General features: G+C 55.8%; 20 protein-coding genes and 1 pseudogene. 14 read left to right on the top strand and 7 right to left on the bottom strand.

What is annotated here, in order from left to right; translation table 11 throughout:
* Positions 1-312 precede the first annotated feature (312 nt).
* From LC431_RS05060 to LC431_RS05030, 7 genes are all read right to left on the bottom strand, one after another.
* On the bottom strand, positions 313-1569 hold the full coding sequence (locus LC431_RS05060; protein ID WP_223509367.1) for a hypothetical protein: 1257 nt from the start codon (positions 1567-1569) through the stop codon (positions 313-315).
* A gap of 698 nt (positions 1570-2267) precedes the next feature.
* Positions 2268-2774: a hypothetical protein gene (locus tag LC431_RS05055; protein ID WP_223509366.1), complete on the bottom strand. Its 507-nt coding sequence runs from the start codon at positions 2772-2774 to the stop codon at positions 2268-2270.
* Between the two features lie 78 nt (positions 2775-2852).
* On the bottom strand, positions 2853-3638 hold the full coding sequence (locus LC431_RS05050; RefSeq protein ID WP_223509365.1) for a DUF2971 domain-containing protein: 786 nt from the start codon (positions 3636-3638) through the stop codon (positions 2853-2855).
* Positions 3639-3967: 329 nt separating this feature from the next.
* Complete coding sequence (locus LC431_RS05045) at positions 3968-4255, bottom strand: hypothetical protein (RefSeq protein WP_223509364.1); 288 nt, start codon at positions 4253-4255, stop codon at positions 3968-3970.
* Between the two features lie 105 nt (positions 4256-4360).
* Positions 4361-5107, bottom strand: coding sequence for a MobC family replication-relaxation protein (mobC, locus tag LC431_RS05040; RefSeq protein WP_223509363.1), 747 nt, complete (start codon positions 5105-5107; stop codon positions 4361-4363).
* An 83-nt stretch (positions 5108-5190) separates the two neighbouring features.
* On the bottom strand, positions 5191-6993 hold the full coding sequence (locus LC431_RS05035; RefSeq protein ID WP_370633750.1) for a type IV secretory system conjugative DNA transfer family protein: 1803 nt from the start codon (positions 6991-6993) through the stop codon (positions 5191-5193).
* A gap of 13 nt (positions 6994-7006) precedes the next feature.
* Entirely contained in the window at positions 7007-7159 is a 153-nt protein-coding gene (locus LC431_RS05030; RefSeq protein ID WP_223509362.1) for a hypothetical protein, read from the bottom strand.
* Positions 7160-7847: 688 nt separating this feature from the next.
* Here LC431_RS05030 and cbl point away from each other — a divergent pair.
* From cbl to gabT, 14 genes and pseudogenes are all read left to right on the top strand, one after another.
* Positions 7848-7967 (top strand): annotated as a pseudogene (gene cbl, locus LC431_RS05025) (HTH-type transcriptional regulator Cbl); the annotation flags it as partial.
* A gap of 232 nt (positions 7968-8199) precedes the next feature.
* Positions 8200-9657 carry an NAD-dependent succinate-semialdehyde dehydrogenase gene (locus LC431_RS05020; protein ID WP_223509361.1) on the top strand — a complete coding sequence of 486 codons (1458 nt, stop codon included), beginning with the start codon at positions 8200-8202 and terminating at the stop codon, positions 9655-9657.
* A gap of 356 nt (positions 9658-10013) precedes the next feature.
* On the top strand, positions 10014-11483 hold the full coding sequence (locus tag LC431_RS05015) for an aldehyde dehydrogenase (RefSeq protein ID WP_223509360.1): 1470 nt from the start codon (positions 10014-10016) through the stop codon (positions 11481-11483).
* A 44-nt stretch (positions 11484-11527) separates the two neighbouring features.
* A complete protein-coding gene (locus LC431_RS05010; protein ID WP_223509359.1) occupies positions 11528-12196 on the top strand; it encodes a haloacid dehalogenase type II in 669 nt (222 codons plus the stop codon).
* 19 nt (positions 12197-12215) lie between these two features.
* Positions 12216-13493, top strand: a complete 1278-nt coding sequence (locus LC431_RS05005) for an FAD-binding oxidoreductase (RefSeq protein ID WP_223509358.1) — start codon at positions 12216-12218, stop codon at positions 13491-13493.
* A 158-nt stretch (positions 13494-13651) separates the two neighbouring features.
* Positions 13652-15256 (top strand): ABC transporter substrate-binding protein, encoded by a 1605-nt coding sequence (locus LC431_RS05000; RefSeq protein ID WP_223509356.1) that lies wholly within the window; start codon positions 13652-13654, stop codon positions 15254-15256.
* Between the two features lie 28 nt (positions 15257-15284).
* The gene (locus LC431_RS04995; protein WP_223509354.1) at positions 15285-16238 is read left to right on the top strand and encodes an ABC transporter permease; all 954 of its coding nucleotides are present in this window, start codon (positions 15285-15287) and stop codon (positions 16236-16238) included.
* Positions 16238-17092, top strand: coding sequence for an ABC transporter permease (locus LC431_RS04990; RefSeq protein ID WP_223509352.1), 855 nt, complete (start codon positions 16238-16240; stop codon positions 17090-17092). Before LC431_RS04995 ends, LC431_RS04990 begins: the two co-directional genes overlap by 1 nt.
* Entirely contained in the window at positions 17089-18753 is a 1665-nt protein-coding gene (locus tag LC431_RS04985) for an ABC transporter ATP-binding protein (protein ID WP_223509351.1), read from the top strand. The genes LC431_RS04990 and LC431_RS04985 overlap by 4 nt, the downstream gene beginning before the upstream one ends.
* A gap of 108 nt (positions 18754-18861) precedes the next feature.
* Complete coding sequence (locus tag LC431_RS04980; RefSeq protein WP_223509350.1) at positions 18862-20193, top strand: FAD-binding oxidoreductase; 1332 nt, start codon at positions 18862-18864, stop codon at positions 20191-20193.
* Positions 20194-20202: 9 nt separating this feature from the next.
* A complete protein-coding gene (locus LC431_RS04975) occupies positions 20203-21051 on the top strand; it encodes a GNAT family N-acetyltransferase (RefSeq protein ID WP_223509349.1) in 849 nt (282 codons plus the stop codon).
* Entirely contained in the window at positions 21051-21977 is a 927-nt protein-coding gene (locus tag LC431_RS04970) for a glyoxylate/hydroxypyruvate reductase A (protein WP_223509348.1), read from the top strand. Before LC431_RS04975 ends, LC431_RS04970 begins: the two co-directional genes overlap by 1 nt.
* A 7-nt stretch (positions 21978-21984) precedes the next feature.
* A complete protein-coding gene (locus LC431_RS04965) occupies positions 21985-23112 on the top strand; it encodes a M20 aminoacylase family protein (protein WP_223509498.1) in 1128 nt (375 codons plus the stop codon).
* 136 nt (positions 23113-23248) lie between these two features.
* A complete protein-coding gene (gene gabT / locus LC431_RS04960; RefSeq protein ID WP_223509347.1) occupies positions 23249-24565 on the top strand; it encodes a 4-aminobutyrate--2-oxoglutarate transaminase in 1317 nt (438 codons plus the stop codon).
* The last annotated feature ends 18 nt before the right edge of the window (positions 24566-24583 follow it).

Genomic DNA, 24583 nt, shown 5'->3' with positions numbered 1-24583 from the left:
CTTTAACCGGGGATTGGTATGCATTCCACGCCCTTCGAGAGAAATATAGTCAGCAGTTTATCTGCATGCCCTGAGTATTCGTTAGCGAACGTGGAGCACTTACTGGCTCGAAAGCAAAGCGGCAATCATCAGATCACATGATTCTGGCACAATATTCGTAACCAGTAAGCGCATACCCTGAATCACTTAAAAGTGTAACCCTCAGGGTTCGAATGACTATACCTGGCACGAAGCAGACATTGGCAATTGAATAGCCACGAGTATTTCTAGTATTGCCGAAAGTGAATAAATGAGGGGGCCAGGTCACTATTGTTAATGGGAGTCCCAGAATGCCTCTTCTTGCGCAACGAGTGCCAACAATACGTCAGGCTGTAGGTTTTTTGCGGCCAGACGGCGTTTCTCGATCATTTCAGGTGTCATATCGGAACGTAGTTCACCCTGTAGGCACTCCATGAAGATAGCTCTGAACTCTTTTTCATTCTGGCGTGCAAGTTGTACTCGATGGTCCCGGTCATCGATGACCATCATGTTTACCGGGCTTAGCTGTAATAATTTACGCCAGCGACCATCATTGGTGACGAAATAGGGAATAAAAAAGGATCCATTCTGAGACGCGGTGGCAACCTGCTCAAGCAGACGTAGCAATGTCAAATCCCATGCCATGCCGCGTATTGCCTTAAGCATTTCGCGAGACTTTCCTATTATAGGGCCAAAAAATGGCGCTACTGGCGATGAAGTCATACCCCTCCAGATGAGCTGCAACTCCGTGAGTGGTATCGCCCCAAGTTTCCTGACGGAATAGATGAGGAGCTGGCGCAAAATCAGCTTGTGATCGAGCTTACTATCACTGTGCCAGAGTGTGGCAAAGCGTAACAACAGTGCCTGATTGAATGCACTCTTAGCTTCCTGCTGTGCTATGTACTCACTGCTTTGTATTTTCTGCATAAAAGCTTCTGCATCTACAAGAAGTTCCGCCCGGAGGATGTCTGCAGATTTGCTATACACAAATGTGCCCGGTGATTCTCGGAAGCGCTTCCAGTCCAAGTGGTCAAGCATACGGAAGGCAATCAGGGTATTAAGCGGGCGCTTATTTTGCGGGTTGTCCCGCGAAAGGCGAGTGTTTTCGATGAGAAACGGCTGCAAATCGAACTGCACTCTGGGGTTGTGCGCCTTCAGCATCAGGATTTCAATAACGCGATTACGCTCAACCTCCTGAATATTCTCTCCTGATACGACTGCACGCATTTTCTCAGCAAAATTGGAATCGAAGCTCAGTGAGTAATCGATCAATACGTTACTTTTTCCGCCCGTCAAATGTGCCTGAAGACTTGCGCCTGCAGACATAAAGTAGGCACGAGGGCCTTCAAAAAAAGAAATGATTTGTTCGTTCTCCGCCAGTCCTGGCCCGAGTCCGAGCTCAATATCGATCGCTCCTGTTTTATTGGTGCATATGATAGTGCGTAAGGAGAGCATATCCTCTGGCCTCTCCGCACCAATGGCATCCAGTGCTTCCAGATCACGGTTAAGGAGGGCAAAGTAAAGAACATCAGATATAGGGGGGCGTGGCATAACTCATTCCTTTTTTGCTTTACTGGGATAACATTTTCTGGTTGGTGGTTCTGCAGTCTATATCAGCATACTTTTAGGCGGCATCCGAGACTACCATTTATCCTGTTTCACACGGGAAAATGCTAGGAGTTGGTGCGCTGCTGGCAAGAGGATGGCTGCTAGCTGTAAGCCGCTCGACGCGTCTCTGTGCTTCCTTTTTACCGCCAACGATGTAATCAAGTGACCTGCTCCTCTCTAATCAACTTGACATGGAGTTAACAACTTCCGCTCCTGGCACGGAGCGGACAGAAAGCAAGGTCATAAGGTCCGCTGTGAGCGCAGGCTGTGTGAAAACCCTGACCAAAAACTGAAGTGCGCACGTCTACGCAAAATCTGGAATTGATCGACTGGTTAGTAGATCCGAATTTTACGTATGAGCGCGGTTTTCAGCTCTGTTTTTGGCAGTTTCAGCGGCCAAAAAAGTTTTCACACAACCTGAGCGAGGATCGGAAGTCGGATCGGACTCACTTCTAGGGATATTTCTAACCGCATGTTGATGTTCTTTCCATGCAATAAATCTAATGTAACTGAGCTGATTATATTGTCAGAAACTGATTTGAACTGCTTCATATTAACCTGGCTGATAACTGTAAAATAATCCATTACAGCCAGATTTAGAATAATTTAATGTTCTTCTTATACATCTATGAGTATCGACTTTAAAAACTGCTGCTCCCGCAGAACCAACCTCGCTCTCTAAGTCTTTGCTGCACATGTGATGCTGTGTTTATTAGCTCATCAACTAGAGTCCTTTCATTGCTTTGAGAGAGCTGCAACGAGGAATCACGATTGGCAAAGAGGTCATGAAACCTAGTGTCTAATGTAATCAGGACGGGGGGGAGATTATATCCCCTGTCATTAAACTGATCCGCAGTCAAATCAACAATCCATCCATTCACGACCAGCCAAGCATGTGAATTACCGTTTGAAAGACCGCAGGCGGGGGACCTATGGTCAAAATCATTGTAACGTCCTGAGACTAATTCTGGGACTATCCCGAATTGCTGATAAAGCAAGTAAGCAAGCAGTTTCGATGTATCTCCGCAGCATCCCACCGGAAAGTTTGACTGTCCAAAAGATGACCTCCAATAATGATCCTTTTTGGTCATGTTACCAAGCACTTCGCGCACATCAACACAGAAAGTGATTAACTCATCTTGATTCATCGCATTACCTTACATTCGCTACACCGCGATATAATTAGATTTTATTGGCCTATGGCGCAAAACTGTTCACTTACTAAATCAAATAGGATTAAAATGTAGCGCAAATTCGCCATATTTTTTTTCAGCCTGATAGAATTTCACATGATTTAGGCCATTTTTACTACATGTATTTTTTATTTTTGCAATATCATTTTTTTGGGTTTTTATACCAAAAAAAACGTCAGTAATTGCTACAGGGTCAATTTTATGAACTCCAACAGTACTTTTATAAACTCTAATCTCTTCTTCATATTCCCAATCTATTGATTTTATGGAGAGTGTATCCTGTATTGATTTTTTAGAGTCTCTGAGGTAATTCAACGGGTTATATTGCTTTGTATATATTATATTTTTAGGTGTTACAAAAAACTCCGGGTCCTTAGCAATATTGAGTTTTATAGCAACCCCTGTATGGTTCTCCGCGTAATGAGACCATAAAAGAATATTTTCATTAGTTTTAGATAGAGCTAAAACCCCACGATTATTTACGGCTTTTGATTTTATTTTTTTAACTAGATTGTGAAATACTTGTCCGTTTTGTGTATGCATTTTTGTTAAGTTTTGTTTTTGTGTGTCATTTAATCCATTCTGAAATGAATTTATCCAAGTATTAAAATCTGATAAAGAGTATTTTTTTTCCTCATCCAGTGCACAATCAAATGGATCATTAAAATTTACAGCCGATGAAAAGTAAAACTCCAGGCTTTGAAGAATTTCATTTGCTTTTTCTATAGTTCTGAACTTGTAAACTGATTCTGGATATAACCCCTCATTTATTCCTTTAATAATTAAATATTTTTTTTGCGACTTTCCTATTCCTGACATTTAGCGCTTCCTTATTATTAATGAGTTTAAATGTTTTTCCACACCACACGTTTAGACTAAATACAATACAGATCAGCATGATTGTAGCGTCGGTGATTGCCTTAGTAGGCACCTAATATTATACCGCCAACATCAGATTAAAGCGCAATGATTATTTATTCTATAGCAAACCTTAGAGGCAGGGAGTATCGAGGGTCGTGTAAGTATCCCTGCAAAACAAACCATCAACTTTTAGATAGTCTCGGCACTCCAACTTCCGCTTTTGGCACAGAGCTGCCTGTCAGATTAGGTTTGGCCCTGTGTCGTAGTTGTGCCAGGTAAAGTCTGGGCTAATACAAATTATCAGTATCTTTCTGAAGCGTCTGAAGGCGCTGTTCCAGACTATCCAGTCTTTCTTCGAGATCATGGCTCTGCTGCTCAATATATTCCAGTGTTTCTGACAGAACATCACGTAGCAGCACAAAATTAGCCTGAAGGGCGTATACAAAATCGTTACCGCGAACCAGTAATGCTTCGCGCGGTATGTCGTGCAATACGGAATGCGTCATCCATGTGACCAGCGCTTTGGCGCTCATTTCAGTCAGTACATCAGCAAGTCGGTCAGTTTCTTTGTTCATTTTGATGTCCTGTCTGTTCTGATTTTGGGTGAGTATCTCGAGGGGCATTATTTCAGGTCGTTACGCTGCTGGTGGGCGTGGGGGGCTGTAGGTGCTACAGAAAAACTATATGCAGTGGTCTAAATCGAGCCGTTTCAGCTCGTCGAGCGTATAGATGTGAAAGACATTCCGGTGGCGGGTTTCCAGCGGGATGTGCTGATGGTTAACGATGACGTGCCTGATGCTGTCAAACAGCCGCTCAAGACCGCGCTTTTTCTGCGGGTCCGGCACGATGTAGAAAACGTAAATCCAGTTTTTACGGGTCCGTGCCAGTAAATGGCTGGCGAGGATCGACTGATAACGGGCTTTGGTTTTCAGGCGGCGCTCGGTCTCAATGGCGATCACGGTACCGCCGGGCAGGGTGATCAACCCGTCCGGCCGGTGGTTGACCTGATAACGACTGAGGAAGGTCGTGCGATCGCCGTTTATCCACCCGGTTGCGCCTTTTTGCTCAAGGATGATGCGGGCTGCCTGATTATCAAGGTGATGGTCCAGCGTCCAGCCGGTAATTTTTGACGGCTCAAACCGCGCCGGAAAAAGCGCATCGTCGGGAGTTAACACAACGGCCAGCCCGTCACTGGTTATGCCCCACAATGAAATTTTCATCGTACGCGATACCAGGACGTGCTTTTGTATTAAGCCCATGTCCTCGACTTTTGAAAGCAGGGAGTACAGCGATTTATGATCCCTGAAGCCAAACAGCAGTATCAGCGTTTTAAAGTCACTGTACGTTTCTTCTTTCAGGAAATTCAGCAGTCGTTGTATTTTTTCGTGGTGTCGCGTCTGGCGCTCGTGGTATGCGGTGATCAGCATCATTCCCCCTTTAAAAATCCAGCAATGGCGGTTTTTCCACTTTATCGGCATTCGGTATTGTCGTGTCTTTTTCGCCCACCTCATCAAAAAAAAAGATCGGGCCGCGTTGTGGTGATATCCGGCGTTGATGCCGGTTCGGGGGAGGTTTCCTCCTCGCTAAAATCCAGGGTGATGTTTACCGTTGCTGCGTTGGCGGCAATTGCGGGCGACACGGCACAGATCTCCAGTTCGCGTTTTTTCACCCTGATGGGCGAAATCAGAGAGGCAGAGGGGAGTGCTTTTGTCGTAAAGATGAAGCTGACAAAATCGGGTAGGTTCAGGATCATATTGCTGTCGGTAAAGAAGCGCTCGGCCTGCCTGATGGTGCGTTCATCGTCGATAGTCTCTGTCAGTACGGCATCGGTTTTCGCTTTGCGGACCTCATCATCGACTAATATGGTGCCGGACATCCTTGCCACCCATTCAGCGGTGTCCGGATCCATGACCCGATAAACCAGTTTGAATTTGGCGTTCTCAACGACCGCGCCGACAACGGCGTCACCTTTCAAATCTGCCGGGCAGTCTTTTAAATCGGCAATCGACTGATGGTCCATAATAATGTGCACGCCTTTATCGCGTGCCGCGCCTAAACCTTCCAGCGCGGGCCTGGATAAATGGTATTTCAGTTCGGAAAGATAAATAGCAATGGGGCGGGGCACTTTTTTCACTCGCTCGCGCTTTTCCGCTAGCTGATACAGGCGAACCAGCAGCATGCGCTGAGCGGTAATGATTTTGCTGTTGCGCATTGAGCCAATCACATAACAGCAACCGCCTTCCTCAAAAATCGTATTAAGCGAAAATCCAGTCGGCGCATTGATGGCATTGAGCAAGGCCAGCTCCTCAATTTTCCCGAAGAAGGCTTTTATCTTATCGGCAATACCCTGAACGTAGTCTCCGTTATAAACATCCCGAATGGTTGAGGCAGTATTACGGGTGACAAATTGTGCGGCTATTCGGGCCGCTTTCCGGTCGTCAATGCGATAAAAGTCAGATTCCTGACCTTTCTCTGCCAGGCTGAACCCGGCAACAAAAAGCTCTTCCAGTTCATCGGCGGTGATCGCTTCAATCAGGTTTAACTGGTATTGGGGTTTTCGCAGGTCAATCAGGGCAAAAGGTTTGCCTGCGTCCTCGCAGGCTTTACGGTAAAGGTGGGGGGCCCATTCATCATCCTTGGGGTCCATAACAAAAACGCCTTCACCGGCCAGAATACTTTGATAAAGTAATATCCCGGTGGCCACCCCTTTACCGGCCCCGGTGGTGCCGATGATATCCGCGTGTTGTCTTTGCCAGTCTTTTAACGGTAGGTACATCGGCTGAATATCGCGGTCCATGCCAATAAATAACCCTTTGTTCAGGTCGATATAATCCAGCGGGTCATAATGCAATGTTTCCGGCAGCAGGGATTTCACAGTACGGACATCGGTGCGTAATTCCCGTTCAAGCGTGGTTTTCCTGACGAGGCGTTTCTTTATTGTGTCTAACTCAGGTGTTAATACCCTGCGCAGCAGAATATGCAAAATAAAACCCGTTACGGTAAAGGTAATCAGCACCGGCCATGCCAGAACGGGAATGCTGGCGATAACACGGCCCCGATAAAGCCACTGGAAAATCCAGATAAGTACCGGCCCCATCGTACCGCAAAGAAAACACAGTATGGAAAAAGCCATAATCAGCTTTTGCCACAACGGGGCTTTTTGCCGTTCATCGCTTTTCATCGACGCGAAAAACGGCATCGTCAGCCCCGATAATAGCGCCAGCATCAGCTGATGCTGTTGCATAAAAGCAATGAGGCTCAGCGCGCCATTCACTATCGGCGACAGTGAAACGGCCAGCTTATTTAAAATCACGATGCCTCCTTCGTCAGCAGTTCGCCCCATGACATCGCCCCATCAATTCGCCCCACGGTGTCGGGTTAAAAGGTGGGGCGAACGTCAGGGACGAAGAAGATGGCCGCGTTGCGGCCATGTGCAGGAAAGCATGCTCCCCTGCACCAAACGGCGTGCGCCAGTTCATGCGGGCTGGACGCCCTTATGATATGTCGCATGGGGGTAATGTCGCGGCTGGACGCCGCGCCAAAACCCCCAACGTCAACGGCGGCACACCGTCGCCCGCTACGCGCGACCACCCCCTTTAAGACGGTCGCTTTCGCCTTTTTCTTCCCTTAGCTCGTTCCTCGCAGCGGGAATAAAAGGGAAGCTGACCTTTAAAGAGGGTGGTCGCGCCACGCTACCGGCTTTTGGCCGGAGACTTAGCCGCGACGGTGTGCGGGGCGATGCCCCCCAAATAAATCGCTGTCGTGGGCGACAGCTTTTCGCTCGCCGGGGCGGCGAAATTTATTCGGCTCCCCCCGGCCGGCAAAATCCGCGTGGGCGCGGCTGTTTGCCGGTGAGACGCGGTGCCTGAAATATTTTCGCTCCTTAACCCGCGAAAATAATTCTGTCCGCTGCCTCATTTTTACGGCCCGCATTTCTTCACTCCTTAATTCGCGAAAAATGTGGGGCCGTAAAAACCTGAAAACCGTCACGCCTTAAGCAAGAGTCGGCTGAAATATTTGGGCACTATAGGAGACCTGCGAATAAAACTAAGGCAGGGATTAATATTGGCTCTCACGGACTACCCTGATGATGTCGGAATAACACTGACGACTTTCTTTAATTCTTGTTTCATCCAGTGTAAATCCACGTAGGTTAGTTTTTTCTGTCAGTGCAATTTTGTCTGGCAGTTCCTCGAACCGTGTAACGCCAACCTATCATTGGAAGAGATCAAGCGCCAGGCGCAGTCGCTGAACGAAGAAGAAACGGTGATCGATTTCCAGATTTAACAGGCAAATCGTAGAACGGTAGGGGTGATCCTCTTTTTCGATCGGACCTTAAACACCGCGGTTGACCGAAAAAGAAGGTCAACCCCTACCGGTTACGGCCACTTAGAATTCCACAGCATAAAATTTCGTTTCGCCGCGCAAAACCTCTTTCCGAGCTTCTCTTTCTACCTGATAACGCAGCATTGATTGCCTCGCCTCCGTTAAAGTGAAATGAACTTATTAAGGAGACGCTATGCTCGCACAACGTTTACAGGATGCTACACTGCTGCGCCAGCAGGCTTTTTTTAACGGTCACTGGCAAGGCGCGCTTAACGGCGAAATGCTACCGGTCACCAACCCATCAACGGGCGAAGTGGTTTGTACCATTCCGGCGCTCGGCGCGAAAGAAACCGAGCAGGCGATTGCCTTTGCCGATGCCGCACGGAAAAGCTGGGCGAAAACCCCGAACGCGCAGCGTGCGCTACTGCTGGAAAAATGGCATCAGCTGATCCTCGACAACACTGACGACCTCGCCGCCATCATGACCGCCGAGCAGGGCAAGCCGCTGGCGGAAGCGAAGGGCGAAGTGCTGTACGGTGCGGGCTTTGTGAAGTGGTTTGCGGAAGAAGCGCGCCGCATTTATGGCGACACCATTCCGGCACCGAGCGATGACCGCCGTATCTTGGTACTGAAGCAGCCTGTAGGTGTGGCTGCCGCAATTACCCCGTGGAATTTCCCGATTGCGATGATCACCCGCAAAGTGGCCCCGGCTTTGGCCGCGGGCTGCCCGATCATCGTCAAACCGTCGGAGCTGACCCCGCTGTCGGCGCTGGCGCTGATTGAGCTGGCGCAGCGTGCCGGTATTCCGTCTGGCGTACTGCAGATTGTCACCGGTTTGCCGAAAGAGATTGGCGAAACCCTGACCAGCAGCCGCACGGTGCGCAAAATTTCCTTTACCGGTTCCACGCGCATAGGCCAGATGCTGATGCAGCAGAGCGCCGACAGTATTAAACGCCTGAGCCTGGAGCTGGGGGGCAACGCACCTCTGATCGTCTTTGACGATGCCGATCTCGACATTGCCATCAGCGGCGTGATGATGAGTAAATTTCGCAACGCCGGGCAAACTTGCGTCTGCGCTAACCGCATTCTGGTGCAGCGCACTATCTACCCACGCTTTGCTGCCCGCCTGCTGGAAGAAGTGGCGAAGCTGAAAGTGGGCGATGGTTTTGCCGACGGCAGCACCATCGGACCACTGATTAACGCAGCGGCAGTCAGCAAAGTGAACAATCATATTGAAGATGCGCTCAGCCACGGTGCCGAACTGTTAACCGGCGGTATCAGTAACGGCAACGGCACCTTTGTGGCGCCGACGGTGCTCGGCTACGTCACCAGTGCGATGCGCATTGCTCATGAAGAGACTTTTGGCCCGGTAGCGCCGCTGTTTATTTTCGATACCGAAGATGAAGCGATAAATATGGCGAATGATACCCCTTACGGTTTGGGGGCTTATTTCTTCACCGAAGATATTCGACGCGCATGGCGCGTGGGTGAGTCACTGGAATTTGGCATGGTCGGTTTTAATACCGGTTCTGTTTCTTTAGAAGTGGCGCCGTTTGGCGGAATTAAGCTCTCCGGAGTGGGGCGTGAAGGCTCGCGTTACGGCATTGAAGAATATCTCGAATCAAAAGCATTTCATTTCGGCAATCTGTAAATAAAAAATAAAATTAAGCCATCACTGAGGCCCACACACTGAAAAGGTGCGGGCCTTTTTTTTAATTAATTCCGAGGGTTAATCAAATTCTCACAAAACTCCTGCGCTTAATCGGTGCAAGGTTAGTATCGAATTCACGACGGTGGTGCATTCGTTTTATGATGAAAATCATCTATTTAAATAATCGGCTTAACAGGAAAAAAAACACCTTCATTACGGCACAAAATTTTTTTCACCCCGTTATTACGCATTATTATTTTTCACAGGGCTGGCATGCTTTCTGCATTACTTAATACAAATGCAATATTGCTCAGTACCAGAAAGCATTAGTTAGCAGGCTAAATAAGGAAAACTCCATGCTTAGTTTTGACCCGGATAAAATCGCACTGCCCGCAGGACATTTCATTAATGGTAAGCATATTCGCGGGCAGGGTGAGCAGCTGGCGGTTAAGCGTCCTTCCGATGGCCTGCTGGCGGGTGAACTGTATCAGGCGGATGCGGCGCTGGTGGATGAGGCGGTGAGCGTGGCGGATGCTGCCGCCCGTGACAGCGGCTGGGCCAGCTGCCCGCCGCGTCAGCGCGGCGCGGTACTGAAGCGCTGGGCGGACATGATTGAGGTCGATCCGCTGCTGGCACAGCTGGAGTCGCTTGGCTCAACGCGCCCTATCTATGACGTGGTCAATCACGAGATCCCGTTTACTGCCGAAGCCATTCGCTTCTATGCCGAGTGCGCCGACAAATACAGCGGCGACGTGCTGCCGACCCGCGATGTCAGTCTCGGCATGCTGGTACCGGAACCTTACGGGGTGATCGGGGCGATTACGCCGTGGAACTTCCCGCTGTCGATGGCCTCGTGGAAATGTGGCCCGGCGCTGGCAGCAGGAAATGCCGTGGTGCTGAAGCCTTCAGAGCTGACGCCGTTCTCTACCGTGCGCATGGCCGAACTGGCCGTGCAGGCGGGCCTGCCTGCCGGAGTGCTGAACATTATTCAGGGCGGCGGCGCGGTGACCGGCAGCGCGCTGGTGGCGCATCCGCTGGTGCGCAAAGTCTCCTTTACCGGCTCAACGGCCACCGGCGCACGCATCATGAGCGACGCGGCGTTTAACGGTATGAAGCCGGTGACGCTGGAGCTGGGTGGCAAAAGTCCGCAGCTGGTGTTCGACGACTGCGGCGATATCACTGAGGTGGCCGGGCGTATCCTGCGTGGTTTTACCGCCAACGGCGGCCAGGCCTGCGTCGCCGGGACGCGTCTGATTGTACAGCGCGGCGTGCACGATGCGCTGATCGGCAAACTGATTGAGCTGTGCCAGGGTTTCCGGGCTGGTGTGACTTGGGACGAGAGCAGCCGCTATGCGCCGATGATTGATCGGCGCCAGGCCGCGAAGGTGGCCTCGGTGGTCAACAGCGCCCGCCAGCAGGGAGCGGAAGTGCTGGTAGGCGGGCAGCGCTTTGCCGATACCGGCGAAGGGTTCTTCTGGCAGCCGACGCTGCTGGCGGGCGTGGCTAACGACAACCCGGCTGTGCAGGAGGAGATCTTCGGCCCGGTGCTGACCGTACAAATCTTTGATGAGGAAGCCGAAGGGCTGGCGCTGGCTTCCCACCCGACCTACGGCCTGTGTGCCGGAGTACACACCAAAAATATTGACCGTGCGCTGCGGGCGATGCGCGGCATTGCCGCCGGCACCGTGTGGATCAACCGTTATGGCCGCTCCGGCGACTTTATTATCCCGACCGGCGGCTTCCACGGCTCCGGCATCGGTAAAGATCTGGGCCGCCAGGCGTTTGAAGCCTGCCAGCGTTATAAAAGCGTACTGATCGACTTCTAGCCACTGTTTTTCATCCTTAAACCGAACTCTGAAGAGGTAGCGTAATGGCTGTGTTTAAACCGAAATTCATCACTTTCGACTGTTACGGCACGCTGATCAACTTCGATATGGCCGGTGCTGCTGCCGCCATCTTCGCCGATCGCATCAGCCCGGAACGTATGGAGGCCTTCACCACTGATTTCTCTTCCTACCGTATGGACGAAGTGCTGGGGGCATTCAAACTTTATCCGCTGGTGGTGGCCAACGCGCTGTACCGGACCTGTAATAAATGGGGCGTCGAGTGTACCGATCAGGACTGTGCTGCGGTGATGACCGCCTGCGCGACCTGGGGACCGCACCCGGACGTTCCGGCTGGCCTGGCGATTGTCGCCAAAGAGTTCCCGCTGGTGCTGCTGACCAACTCCACCGATGAGCTGATCAAAAACCACGTGCCACGTCTTGGCGCCCCCATCCATATGACCATTACCGCCGAAGAAGTTGGCGCCTATAAGCCGCAGATGAAGGGGTTCGAATACATGCTCAACAAGCTGAACTGCGGGCCGGACGAGATCCTGCACGTCTCCAGCAGCCTGCGTTACGACCTGATGACCGCTTATGACCTCGGCATCAAAAACAAAGTGTTTGTTAATCGCGGTCACGGTCCGGGTAACCCGGCATATGAGTACACCGAGATTAAAGATATTGGCGGACTTCCGGGCGTGGTAGGGCTGTAGGCCTCAGAGGAGCAGGGCGATGAAACTGGAATCATTCTGGCAGGCAACAGCACCCGTATTCACCGGTGCAAAAACGGGCGATCTGCCTGCGACCGCCGATGTGGTGGTGATTGGCGGTGGCTTTACCGGCATCTCGGCGGCGCTGACTCTGGCGCGCAGCGAAGTGAACGTGGTGGTGCTGGAAGCGGGCGAGGTGATGAGCCAGGCATCTGGCCGCAACGGCGGCCACTGTAATACCGGCGTGGCGCAGAACTTCTCGGCGCTGGTGGAGAGCCAGGGCGTTGAGCAGGCGACCCGCTATTACCGGGCGTTTGCCGATGCGGTCGACTACGTGCAGAGCGTGGTGGCTGACGAGCAGATCGACTGTGACTTCCGCCGCTGCGGCAAGCTGAAACTGGCCAGTAAGGCGTCACATATGCCGTCGCTGGTGGCGGCGTGCGAGATGATGAAGCGCCATGTTGATCCGGATGTTGAAATTCTCAGCAGCCAGGATGTGAAGCGTGAAATCGATTCGCCGTCATTCCACGGCGGGCTGCTGCAGCGCCACGGCGGGCAGATGCATATGGGCAAATTCGGCGTTGGGCTGGCAGAAGCGGCTGCCCGTGCTGGTGCCGCCATCTATCCGCAGCGCGCCGTGACCGGGCTGACGCGCCTCAACGGCTACCGTCACCGCGTCAGCACCGCCCAGGGCGATATTGTCGCCGAGAAAGTGCTGATGGCGACCGGCTGCTCCAATATCGGCCCGTTTGACTGGTTCCAGCGCCGCATTATTCCGGTTGGCAGTTTTGTCACCGTGACCGCGCCGCTGTCCGAATCGTTACTGCAGCAGATCCTGCCGGGTGACCGTACCTACGTCACCTCGCTCAATCTGGGCAATTACATCCGTACCACTGCCGATCGGCGTCTGGTGTTTGGTGGCCGTGCGCGTTTCGCCATCAGCAGCCCGACCTCAGACGCGAAAAGCGGTGATGTGCTGAAAGCCGGGATGCAGAAGATGTTCCCGACGTTGGGTGACGTACCGATTGATTACTGCTGGGGCGGACTGGTGGATATGACCGCCGACCGCCTGCCGCACGCGGGTGAGCACGAAGGGGTGTTCTACTCGCTCGGCTACAGCGGTCACGGTACGCAGATGTCGGTGTGGATGGGCCGGGTCATGGCGGACCTGGTAGCAGAAAAAGCCAATAACAACCCCTGGCAGCGCAGCGCCTGGCCTGCGGTTCCCGGCTACTTTGGCAAACCGTGGTTCCTGCCTGTTGCTGGACTGTACTACAAAGCGAAGGATCGTTTTTCATGATCCCCGCCATACTTCGAACCGCAGATGCGTTGGCTTTCCTCGCTCACCCCAGTCACTTACTGGCGTAAGCTCCTGGGGATTCGCTGTGTCGCCGCCTTCCTGCGACTCGAATTATTTAGGGGATCCAAAGAGTTATTAATTTTTTTGAGGGTGTGCAGATGAGTAAATTTCGCAAAGAATTTAGCAGTGTTAACCCGAATTTGACCCAGGTGATTACGGATGTCGCGATTTCACGACGTGGCATGATGAAGCTGCTGTCCGCAGGCGCGGTGATGAGTACCGGCCTTATCGGTTTCCCGGAGTTCAGCTTCGCAGCGGAAACCCCGGTGATGGGCGGCAAACTGCGCGCGGCGGTGGCGAATGCCTCGGCCAGCGATACCCTCGACCCGGCCAAAGGCAGCAACAGCGGCGACTACTGCCGCCAGTTTATGTTCTACAGCGGCCTGACCGAGCTGGATAAAAACCTTAAGGCGCAGCCGGCGCTGGCGGAATCTTTTGACAGCACTGACGGCATCAACTGGAATATCAAACTGCGCCCGGGCGTCACCTTCCACGACGGTAAAGCCCTGACCGCAGCCGATGTGGTTTACTCGCTCAGCCGCCATAAAGACCCGGCGGTGGCCTCGACGGTGATCACCCTCGCCAGCCAGATGAAAGAGATTAAAGCGGTCAGCCCGAAGGAGGTTTCCATCGTGCTGGAACAGGCCAACGTTGACCTGCCGTCGATCCTCTCCACCAGCTCTTTCCTGATTGTGCAGGACGGCACCAAAGACTTCAGTAAAGGCATCGGCACCGGGCCGTTCGTGTTGAAAGAGTTCCAGCCGGGCGTGCGTACCTCCGGCGCGAAGAACAAAAACTACTGGAAGCCGGGCCTGCCGCACCTCGACGAAGTGGAGCTGATGGGTGTCACCGACCCGGCGGCCCGCGTTAACGCCCTGATGTCCGGCGACCTGCATATCGTCTCCACGCTCTCCGCCAATGATGTGAAACGCCTGAAGCAGAACGGCCAGTTCACCATCATGGAGAGTAAGTCCGGCATGTACAGCGACCTGATCATCCGTACCGACCAGGCACCCGGCAGCAACCCCGATTTCGTGCTTGCGATGAAGTATCTGCAGCCGCGTGAAATGATTGTCAAAACCGTGCTGCAGGGCTTCGGCACCGTCGGTAACGACACCCCGGTTCCGCCATGGCACCCGATGTTCAACAAAGATATCCCGCAGCGTCCGCTGGATCTCGACAAGGCCAAATTCCACCTGAAAAAAGCCAACATGGTCGGCGCGAAAGTGGAAGTGATCACCACCCCGAATATCGAAGGGGCAGTGGAAGGCGGTCAGCTGTTACAGCAGATAGCGCGCAGCGCCGGGCTTAGCGTCTCAGTACGCCGTGTGCCGTACGACGGCTACTGGTCAGCTCACTGGATGAAAGATCCGGTCGGTTACGGCTCGGTAAACCCGCGCCCGACGCTGGATATGCTGTTCTCCCAGTTCTATCAGTCCTCCGCGCCGTGGAACGAATCCGGCTGGAAAAATGCCCAGTTCGACCAGTTGGTCACCGCCGCCCGTGGCGAGAGCGACCAGGTGAAACGCAAGCAGATGTATGGCGACATGCAGCAGCTGGTGTATGACAACTGCGGTACATTGATCCCGGCCTTTATCAGTACCATGGATGGCTGTAGCAACAAGGTGAAAGGGGTGGAGGCCTGGCCGTCGGGCATGATGATGGGTTACCGCTTCCATGAGTTCGCATGGCTGTCGGCTTAATCCCTAAATATTGAGCAGGAGAACGGCGATGAACCGATACATTCTCACACTGATACTCCGGCGCATAGGGTCGGGTTTACTTACGCTGCTTATTGTCTCGGCGCTGGTGTTTCTTATCACCAGCATGCTGCCGGGCGATGCGGCGCAGATGATCCTTGGCCAGTCGGCGACCCCGGAAACGGTGGCGGCCCTGCGCCAGCAGCTCGGGCTGGACCAGCCGCTGATCATGCGTTATTTCAGCTGGCTGGCCGGAATGTTTCAGGGCGATTTCGGTACCTCGTTCGCCAGTAACCTGCCGGTTACGCAACTGGTGGCACAGCGTATTCCTGCGACTTTCCAGCTGGCAGCGACTACCACGCTGGTCTCCGTGCCGGTCGCGCTGATTATCGGCATTACTGCCGCGATGAAGCGCGGCTCGCTGCTGGATCGGGCGCTGGTGGTCAGCACCATGGCGGTGGTGGCGGTGCCGGAGTTTCTGGTGGCGACCGTGGCGGTGATCATCTTCGCCGTCAAGCTGCACTGGGTGCCGGCGATGTCGCTCGGCTCCACGCATCAGGACTTCCTCGGCTTCCTGCGCACCTTCGCGCTGCCGGTGATGACCCTGTGCTGCGTGGTGGTGGCGCAGATGGCGCGCATGACGCGTGCCGCTATCGTCAACCAGATGGACAGCCCTTACCTGGAAATGACGTTGTTGAAAGGCGTCTCCCCGCTGCGTGCCATGCTGCGCCATGCGCTGCCTAACGCGGTCGGGCCGATTGCCAACGCCATCTCCCTCAGCCTCTCCTACCTGTTTGGTGGGGTAATTATTATCGAAAGTATCTTCAGCTATCCCGGGCTGGCCAGCCAGATGGTCGATGCGGTGAGCAACCGCGACCTGCCAGTAGTGCAGCTGTGCGTGATGTTCTTCGCCGTCTGCTACCTGGTGCTGCTGCTGATTGCTGATGTTCTGACTATTGCGTTCAATCCTAAGTGGAGGGGCTGATGAACACACTCACGCTGCCGTGGCGCTTCTTTCAATCTCTCTCCGTCAGCGGCCGTATCGGCCTACTGATCACCGTGTTCTGGATTTTTATGGCGGTATTCGGCACTGCGCTGGCACCGCACAATCTTGAAGATATCGGCGGCGGTCCGTTGTTCGGTGACTTCAGCCGCGAGTTCTGGTTCGGCACCGATTACCTAGGGCGCGATATCTTCAGCCGCATTCTGTTCGGCGCGCGCTACTCCATCGGCCTGGCGCTGACTGCCGCGCTGCTGGCCAGCCTGGTGGGTACGCTGCTGGCTCTGCTGGCGGCGGTCGCCGGGCGCTGGCTGGAGGAGATCCTCGGGCGTATCAACGATGCGATGCTGGTACTGCCGGGCAAAATCCTGGCGCTGATGATCGTCGCGGTGTTTGGGTCTTCGCTGCCGATGCTGATTATTACCGCGATGTTTACCTACTGGCCGGGCGCTTATCGCATCGCCTATGCCATGGCGTCGAACCTGCGCTCGATGGACTATGTTCAGGCCTCGCGTTTGCGCGGCGAGAGCCGCCTGTATGTGGCTATCCACGACATTCTGCCGAATATGCTGCACCCGATGCTCACCGACTTCGGCCTGCGTTTTGTCTACATCGTGCTGCTGCTTAGCGGCCTGAGCTTCCTCGGCCTTGGCGTACAGCCGCCGTATGCCGACTGGGGCACGCTGGTGCGCGAAAACCTGCAGGGGCTGTTTGACGGCTCCCCAGCGGTATTGATGCCTGCGGTGGCGATTGCCAGCCTGACTATCGGCGCCAACCTGTTTATCGACAGCTTACAGTCCATGCGTTCATTAACCGTGGTCGCCAAGGGGGTTGCATGAATATTACGTCACACGCATCCACACCGATGGTGTCGGTCGAGAATCTGCGCGTCACCGCCAGCGCCGACGACGGGCATGAAATCAGCCTGGTTTCCGATATTCGTTTTACCGTGCAGAAGGGCGAAGTGCTGGCGCTGATCGGCGAGTCCGGCTCCGGGAAAACCACCATTGCGCTGGCGTTAATGGGCTATGCGCGCCACGGCTGTAAGATTGCCGGGGGCACGGTACACGTTGCCGGGACCGACGTCACTTCGTTAACGCCGTCGCAGCTGTGTCAGTTCCGCGGCAACAAAGTGGCCTATATCGCCCAGAGTGCCGCCGCCTCGTTTAATCCGGCGATGAAGATCATGGACCAGGTGGTCGAACCGGTGGTGATCCATGGGGTGATGAGCCGCGCCGACGCCGAAACCAAAGCGATTGAGCTGTTCCGCGAGCTGGCGCTGCCCAACCCCGAAACCATCGGCGACCGCTATCCGCACCAGGTCTCCGGTGGGCAGCTGCAGCGCCTGATGACCGCGATGGCGCTGATTAGCGACCCGGAAGTGGTGATCCTTGATGAACCCACCACCGCGCTCGATGTGACCACGCAGGTAGAAGTGCTCAAGGCGTTCCGCCGCGTGGTGCGCCAGCGCGGCACCACCGCTATCTACGTCAGCCACGATCTGGCGGTGGTGGCGCAGATGGCGGATAAGATCCTGGTGCTGCTGAAGGGCAACATCGCCGAATACGGCACCACCGAGCAGCTGCTGCGCGCTCCGGTGGCGGAGTACAGCCATCTGCTGCTGGAAGCGGCGAAGCAGAAAGCCCGCCCCAGCCCATGGCAGGAGCAGGATGAGAGAGTGCAGCCGCTGCTGCAGGTGCGCGATCTCTGTGCCGGTTACGGCCCCCTCGACAGTGCAGGGCAGCCGAAGATTAAGATCCTCGAAGAGATTAACTTCAAGCTGTATCGCGGCCAGGCAATTGGCATTATCGGCGAGTCCGGCTCCGGCAAAACCACGCTGGCGCACGCGATAGCCGGGATGAACAAGCCGAGCGGCGGCCATATTCTGTTTAACGGTCACTACATTGCCGGGGATATGCATCAGCGCCCGGAAAACGAGCTGCGCCGCATTCAGTACGTGTTCCAGATGGCGGACACCGCGCTGAATCCGGCGCACACCATCGAAACCATTCTCAAACGCCCGTTGAAGCTGTTCCACGGCCTGCGCGGCGCGGCGCTCGAACAGCGTATGTTGCAGCTGCTCGACCTCGTTCGCCTGCCGCGCAATGTGCTGTGGCGCAAGCCGTGGTCACTGTCCGGCGGGCAGAAGCAGCGCGTCAACCTGGCACGTGCGCTGGCCGCCGAACCGGACCTGATCCTCTGTGATGAAGTGACCTCGGCCCTGGATACCGTGGTGGCCGCCGCAGTGCTGGATCTGATCACCGAACTGCGCCGCGAGCTGGGCCTGTCGGTGCTGTTTATCAGCCACGACCTGCACGCGGTGCGCTCGGTGTGTGACGAAATTATCGTGGTGAAAAATGGCCGTATGGTGACTCAGGTGGCGCGCGCCGATTACGACAAGCCATCGACCGAGCTGTACTATGAGCGGCTGAAACGCGCCGTGCCGGAGCTGCGCCAGGGCTGGCTCGACGAGCACCAGGAAAGCGATATCGCGTTGTAAGCAGATACATTTTCGCGGGTTGACCACGACGATGAGTCATATGTAGGGGGGGACCTTTTTTTTCGGTCCGCCCGCAATACAGACAAAAATTTTCAGGTAAGGAACAACATGCCAGCACCGATTCGATACGTACAGGACAGCCCACATTTTCCACCGGCAGCGGATGTGGTGGTGATTGGTGCCGGAATTGCCGGGGCGGCTGCAGCCTATGAACTGGCAAAAAAAGGGGTCAGCGTGGTGCTGATTGAAAAAGGCCTGGTCGGCGGCGAACAGTCGAGCCGCAATTGGGGCTGGTGCCGTCAGCAGAACCGCGACGAGCGCGAACTGCCGCTGATCAAATATGCCCTGCAACGCTGGGCCGAACTGGGCGAGGAGACCGGCGAAGAGCTGGGCTTCCGCCGCAGCGGTCTGGTGTATGCCACCAAAAATCAGGCCGACATCAACGCCTGGGAAGCGTGGAACACCATGGCGAAAGGCTATGACTTCCACAGCGAAATCCTGACCGCCGAACGCGCGAAGGAGATGACGCCGGGCAGCTCCAGCAGCTGGCTGGGCGGCGTCTCTTCACCTACGGACGGCCACGCGGAGCCGTCACTGGCGGCACCGGGCCTGGCGATTGCCGCACAGCGCCTCGGCGGGCTGGTATTCCAGCAGTGCGCGGTGCGCGGTCTGGATATCACCAACGGCAAAGTCAGCGGCGTAGTGACCGAGCGCGGCCTGATCAAAACCAGCAGCGTGATCTGCGCGGGTGGGGCGTGGACTTCCATGTTCTGCCGCCGTCACGGCATCGATCTGCCGCTGGGTAACGTGATCGGCACCGCGTTCCGCACCGCACCCATCGAACAGAAAATTGCGCTGCCGCTGTATACGCCGGGCTTTGCCTGCCGCCCGCAGCTTGACGGCAGCTACACCGTTTCCGTCTCCGGCCGTGGTCGCCTGGAGCCGGGTGCGCAGGGGCTGCGCTACGCCCGTCAGTTCTATCCCACTTTTAAAGCGCGGCGCAAAAATCTGACGATTAACCTCGGTATCAGTCCGTTTATCAGCGGCCCGGAATCGCTGGCGCGCTGGCAGATGGATGGCGTGTCGCCGTTTGAAAAAGTGCGCATCCTCGACCCGCGCCCGGATATGGCGATGGTGGAGGAGGGGCTGGCCGCGATGCGCAACGAGTTCCCGTCGATGGCGGGCGTGCGCCTTGAGCAGGCGTGGGGCGGAATGATCGACAGCACGCCGGACGCAGTGCCGGTGATCTCCACCGTCGGCAAGCTGCCGGGGTTGATTATCTCGGCGGGTTACAGCGCACACGGTTTTGGTATCGGCCCCGGTGCCGGGCGCCTCGCAGCCGATCTCGCCACCCACGATACCCCGATTGTCGATGCGAAGCCGTTCCGCTATGAACGCCTGATTGACGGTTCCGGCCTTGATGCGCCGGGCATGATGTAAGGAACAGTGATGACTCTTGAATTCAAAGCAATGAATGAAACCCATCTCGATGCGGCTTTCGCGCTCACGCAGCGGCTCAAATGGCCGCACCGTCGCGCTGACTGGCAGCAGGCGCTGCTGCTGGGCGACGGGCTGGTGGCGGAAGAGAACGGTGCGCTGGTCGGCACGATCCTGTTCTGGCGCTGGGGCAAGGAGTACGCCACCCTCGGCCTGGTGATTGTCGATGACGCTCAGCAGGGGCGCGGCATTGGCAAACAGCTGATGCAGGCGGCGCTGGCAAAACTCGAAGGCAGCAATGTGCGCCTGCACGCCACCGCTGCCGGGCAGCCGTTGTATGAAAAACTCGGCTTTGTCGCCACCGGCCATGTGGAGCAGCACCAGTGTCGCGAGCTGGCGGCGGTACCCGCCATTCCCTGCGGGCCGCAGCAGAGCATTCGCAGCGCTGGCGTGCAGGATGCTGCGGTGCTGACCGCGCTCGACCGCCAGGCGCACGGCCAGCATCGCCCGCTGTTAATCACCCATCTGCTCGACAGCGCCGAACGTTTTGTGGTGCTGGAAGAGAACGGCACCGCCGCCGGGTTCGCCATCCTGCGCCGCTTTGGCCACGGCTATGCCATCGGGCCGGTCGTGGCGCGCAACCTCGCCAACGCCAGACTGCTGGTCAGCGAACTGTTGAGCGGCATGAGCGAGCAGTTTGTGCGTATTGATACCGACCGTTCTGCCGGGCTTGGCCCGTGGCTGAATGAGCTGGGGCTGGTGGAAGTGGACGCCCCGACCACCATGGTGAAAGGGCAGCCGTGGCAGCCGGAAAGCAGCGGTATGCAGGCATTCGGGCTGATGAGCCAGGCGATGGCGTGATGAATATTGTCTATAAATCAGAACCCGAGCGCGGGCAGAAGTGGGCCGCGCTGGTGGCGCAGATGGCCCCGGCGGCCAGCTTCCGCCTGTGGCCGGAGATTGGCAATCCGGAAGAGGTCGAGTATCTGGTGGCATGGGTGCCGCCGGACAATATCATGCAGCAGTTTCCCAACCTGAAAGTGCTGTTTTCGGTCGGTGCGGGAGCCGACCAGTTCAATTACGCCAGCCTGCCACCGGAGTTGCCGGTGGTGCGGATGATCGAGCCGGGGCTGACCAGCGGCATGGTGGAGTATGTGACCTTTGCCGTGCTCGGCCTGCATCGCGATATGCCGCGCTACCTGCAGCAGCAGCGCGCGGGGCTCTGGCAGACGCATCCGGTACACACTGCAGGAAAACGACGCGTCGGCGTGATGGGCCTCGGCACGCTGGGGGAAGCGGTGCTGAAACCGCTGGTGGCGCTCGGGTTTGACTGTGCCGGCTGGAGCCGCACCCCGCGCGATCTGCCCGGCGTGCAGTGCTTTGCCGGTAACGATCGCCTTAACGAATTCCTCGCGCGCAGCGATATCCTGATTTGCCTGCTACCGCTCACCGCCAGCACCGAAGGGATGCTCAATGCCGAACTCTTCAGCCAGTTGCCACCCGGCGCGGCGGTGGTGCAGGTCGGGCGTGGGGAGCAACTCAATCACGACGATTTAATCAGGGCACTCGACAGCCAGCAACTGAGCGCGGCGGTGGTTGATGTCACCGCGCCGGAACCGCTGCACGCCGGGCATGCCTTCTGGCAGCATCCTGCCATCTGGCTGACGCCGCATATTGCCAGCCAGACCCAGCCGGAGAGTGCGGTCAAAGCGCTGCTGGAGAATATTCGCCGCTATGAGCGCGGTGAAAGCATGGTCGGCGTGGTCGACCGCGATAAAGGATATTGATATGGATATTGCAGCATTAGTCGCGCTGCGGCGCGATCTTCACCAGCACCCGGAGCTGGGCTATCAGGAGCACCGCACCAGCGGGCTGGTGGCGGAGTTTCTTACCCGGCTGGGGCTGGAAGTACATCAGGGCATCGGCAAAACCGGCGTGGTCGGCGTGCTGAAGCGCGGAACCCGCCCACGTGCCATCGGCCTGCGTGCCGATATGGATGCGCTGCCGATGGAGGATAATGGCACGCAGCCGTGGAAAAGCCAGCAGACGAACGTCTGCCACGCCTGCGGTCATGATGGCCACACGGTGATGCTGCTCGGCGCTGCGCAGGCGCTTGCCGCCGATGCGCAGTTCGACGGTACGGTGAATTTTATCTTCCAACCAGCGGAAGAGGGGCTGGCTGGCGCGCAGGCGATGATCGATGATGGTCTGTTCGAACGCTTTCCCTGCGATGAGGTTTACGCCATCCACAACTGGCCGCAGCTGCCGTTCGGCGTGGTAGAGACGCGCCCGGGGCCGATTATGGGCGCGGGGGATGCATTCTCGATCACCGTTGAGGGCGGGGGCGGTCATGCCGCACAGCCGCAGCTGACGCCGGACACGCTGCTGGCAACCAGCGAACTGGTGGTGGCGCTGCACACCATTGTCAGCCGCGACATCGACCCGTGCGACCCGGCGGTGCTGACGGTGACGCGCATCAACGGCGGCTTCTCGCACAACATGATCCCATCGCAGGCGACATTAAGCGGCACGGTACGCAGCTTTGACAGCGCGGTGCAGGACCGAATCGAGCAGCGTATGCGCGAGCTGGCGCAGCACGTCACCGCCGCGCATGGCCTGACGGCACGCGTTCAGTACGACCGTTACTACCCGGCAACCATTAACAGCGCTGAACAGGCGGCAACCGCATTACGTGCTGCGGCGCGTGCCGGGCTGGCACACGGCGAGGCGCGCAAACCGGCGCTGACCTCGGAAGACTTCTCGTTTATGTTGCAGGCAAAACCCGGTGCCTATCTGTGGCTCGGCAGCGCCGACAGCCGCCCGCTGCACCACTCCGAATATGATTTTAACGATGCGCTGATCCCGTTCGGCATCCGCTGGTATTGCGCGCTGGTGCAGGAAACGCTCGGGTCTGAAATTTAACCGAAAGATTAGCCCGAATTACGAAAGTTAATGCCGCTGCCGCTCCCGGAACGGCAGCTTAATGGTCCGGCTTATTGCGATACTTTGCAGATGCCCGTTGGGGCAATTCTTCATCTTCACGTCAATGAGGCATACAATGCATAATTTACTGGCTGAGCAGCAGACATTTTCTGATAACGCCCTGTTACTGGACGCCCGTGCCGAGAACGTGCCACGTGGCGTCGTCACCGCACACCCGATTGTGATTGCCAAAGGCAAAGGTTCTGAAGTGTGGGACGTGGAAGGCAATCGTTATTTAGATTTCGTTGGAGGCATCGGCGTATTAAACGTCGGTCACAGCCATCCGGCGGTGATCAATGCCGTGACCGAGCAGTTGCAGTTAGTGTCCCATGCCTGCTTCCAGGTGGCAGCCTATCCGGGCTATATCGAACTGGCCAAGCGCCTGAATAAGCTGGTCGGTGCTGGTGAAGAGTTCAAAAGCGTGTTCTTCACCAGCGGTGCGGAAGCGGTAGAAAACGCGGTAAAAATTGCCCGTGCGCACACCAATCGTCCCGGCATTATTGCGTTTGATGGCGCGTTCCATGGCCGTACCTTATTAGGCGTAACCTTAACTGGTATGAGTCAGCCGTATAAGCAGAATTTCGGCCCGTTCCCCGGCGATATTTACCGCGTGCCGTTCCCGAATGCGTTCCACGATATTTCAGAAGCTGACTGCTTAAAAGCGCTGGATACGCTGTTTGCGGTGCAGATCCTGCCGGAGCGCGTGGCGGCGATTATTATCGAACCGGTGCAGGGCGACGGCGGCTTCCTGCCAGCTTCCCCGGCGTTTATGCAGGCGCTGCGTGAGATCACCACGCGTCACGGCATTCTACTGATCTGCGATGAAGTGCAGACCGGCTTTGGACGTACCGGCAAGATGTTTGCCTTCCAGCATACCGGGATTGTGCCGGACCTGGTGACCGTGGCGAAAAGCCTCGGCGGCGGCCTGCCGATTTCCGGTGTGGTCGGTAAAGCGGCGATTATGGATGCGCCAACACCTGGCGGTCTTGGCGGCACCTACGGCGGTAATGCGCTGGCCTGCGCGTCGTCGCTGGCAGTGCTGGATCTGCTGGAGCATGACAATCTGCTGGAGCGCTCCAACCAGCTCGGCGAGCAGATGAATGCACGCTTGCAGCAGCTGGCGGATAAATATGCCTGCATCGGCGAAGTGCGCGGCATCGGCTTTATGCAGGCGGTAGAGATTATCGACTTCGAAACCAAACATCCTGACGCGGCGCTGACGCAGAAGATCCTCGACAGTGCCTGTCAGGAAGGGCTGCTGCTGATCAAATGCGGCCTGCACCGTAATACCGTGCGCTTCCTCGCACCGCTGGTGACCAGCGATTCGCAACTGGAAGAAGCGCTGCATATCTTTGATATCGCACTTGCACGCGCCACGGGGCGCCTGGGCTGATAATTCTTCCTCATTGAT

The organism is Rahnella sp. GSA61A (assembly GCF_019969905.1).
In the GTDB taxonomy this organism is placed as follows: Bacteria; Pseudomonadota; Gammaproteobacteria; order Enterobacterales; family Enterobacteriaceae; genus Rahnella; species Rahnella aceris.
The sequence above is the reverse complement of the archived record's forward strand: the minus strand, read 5'-3'. Positions and strand labels throughout refer to the sequence as shown.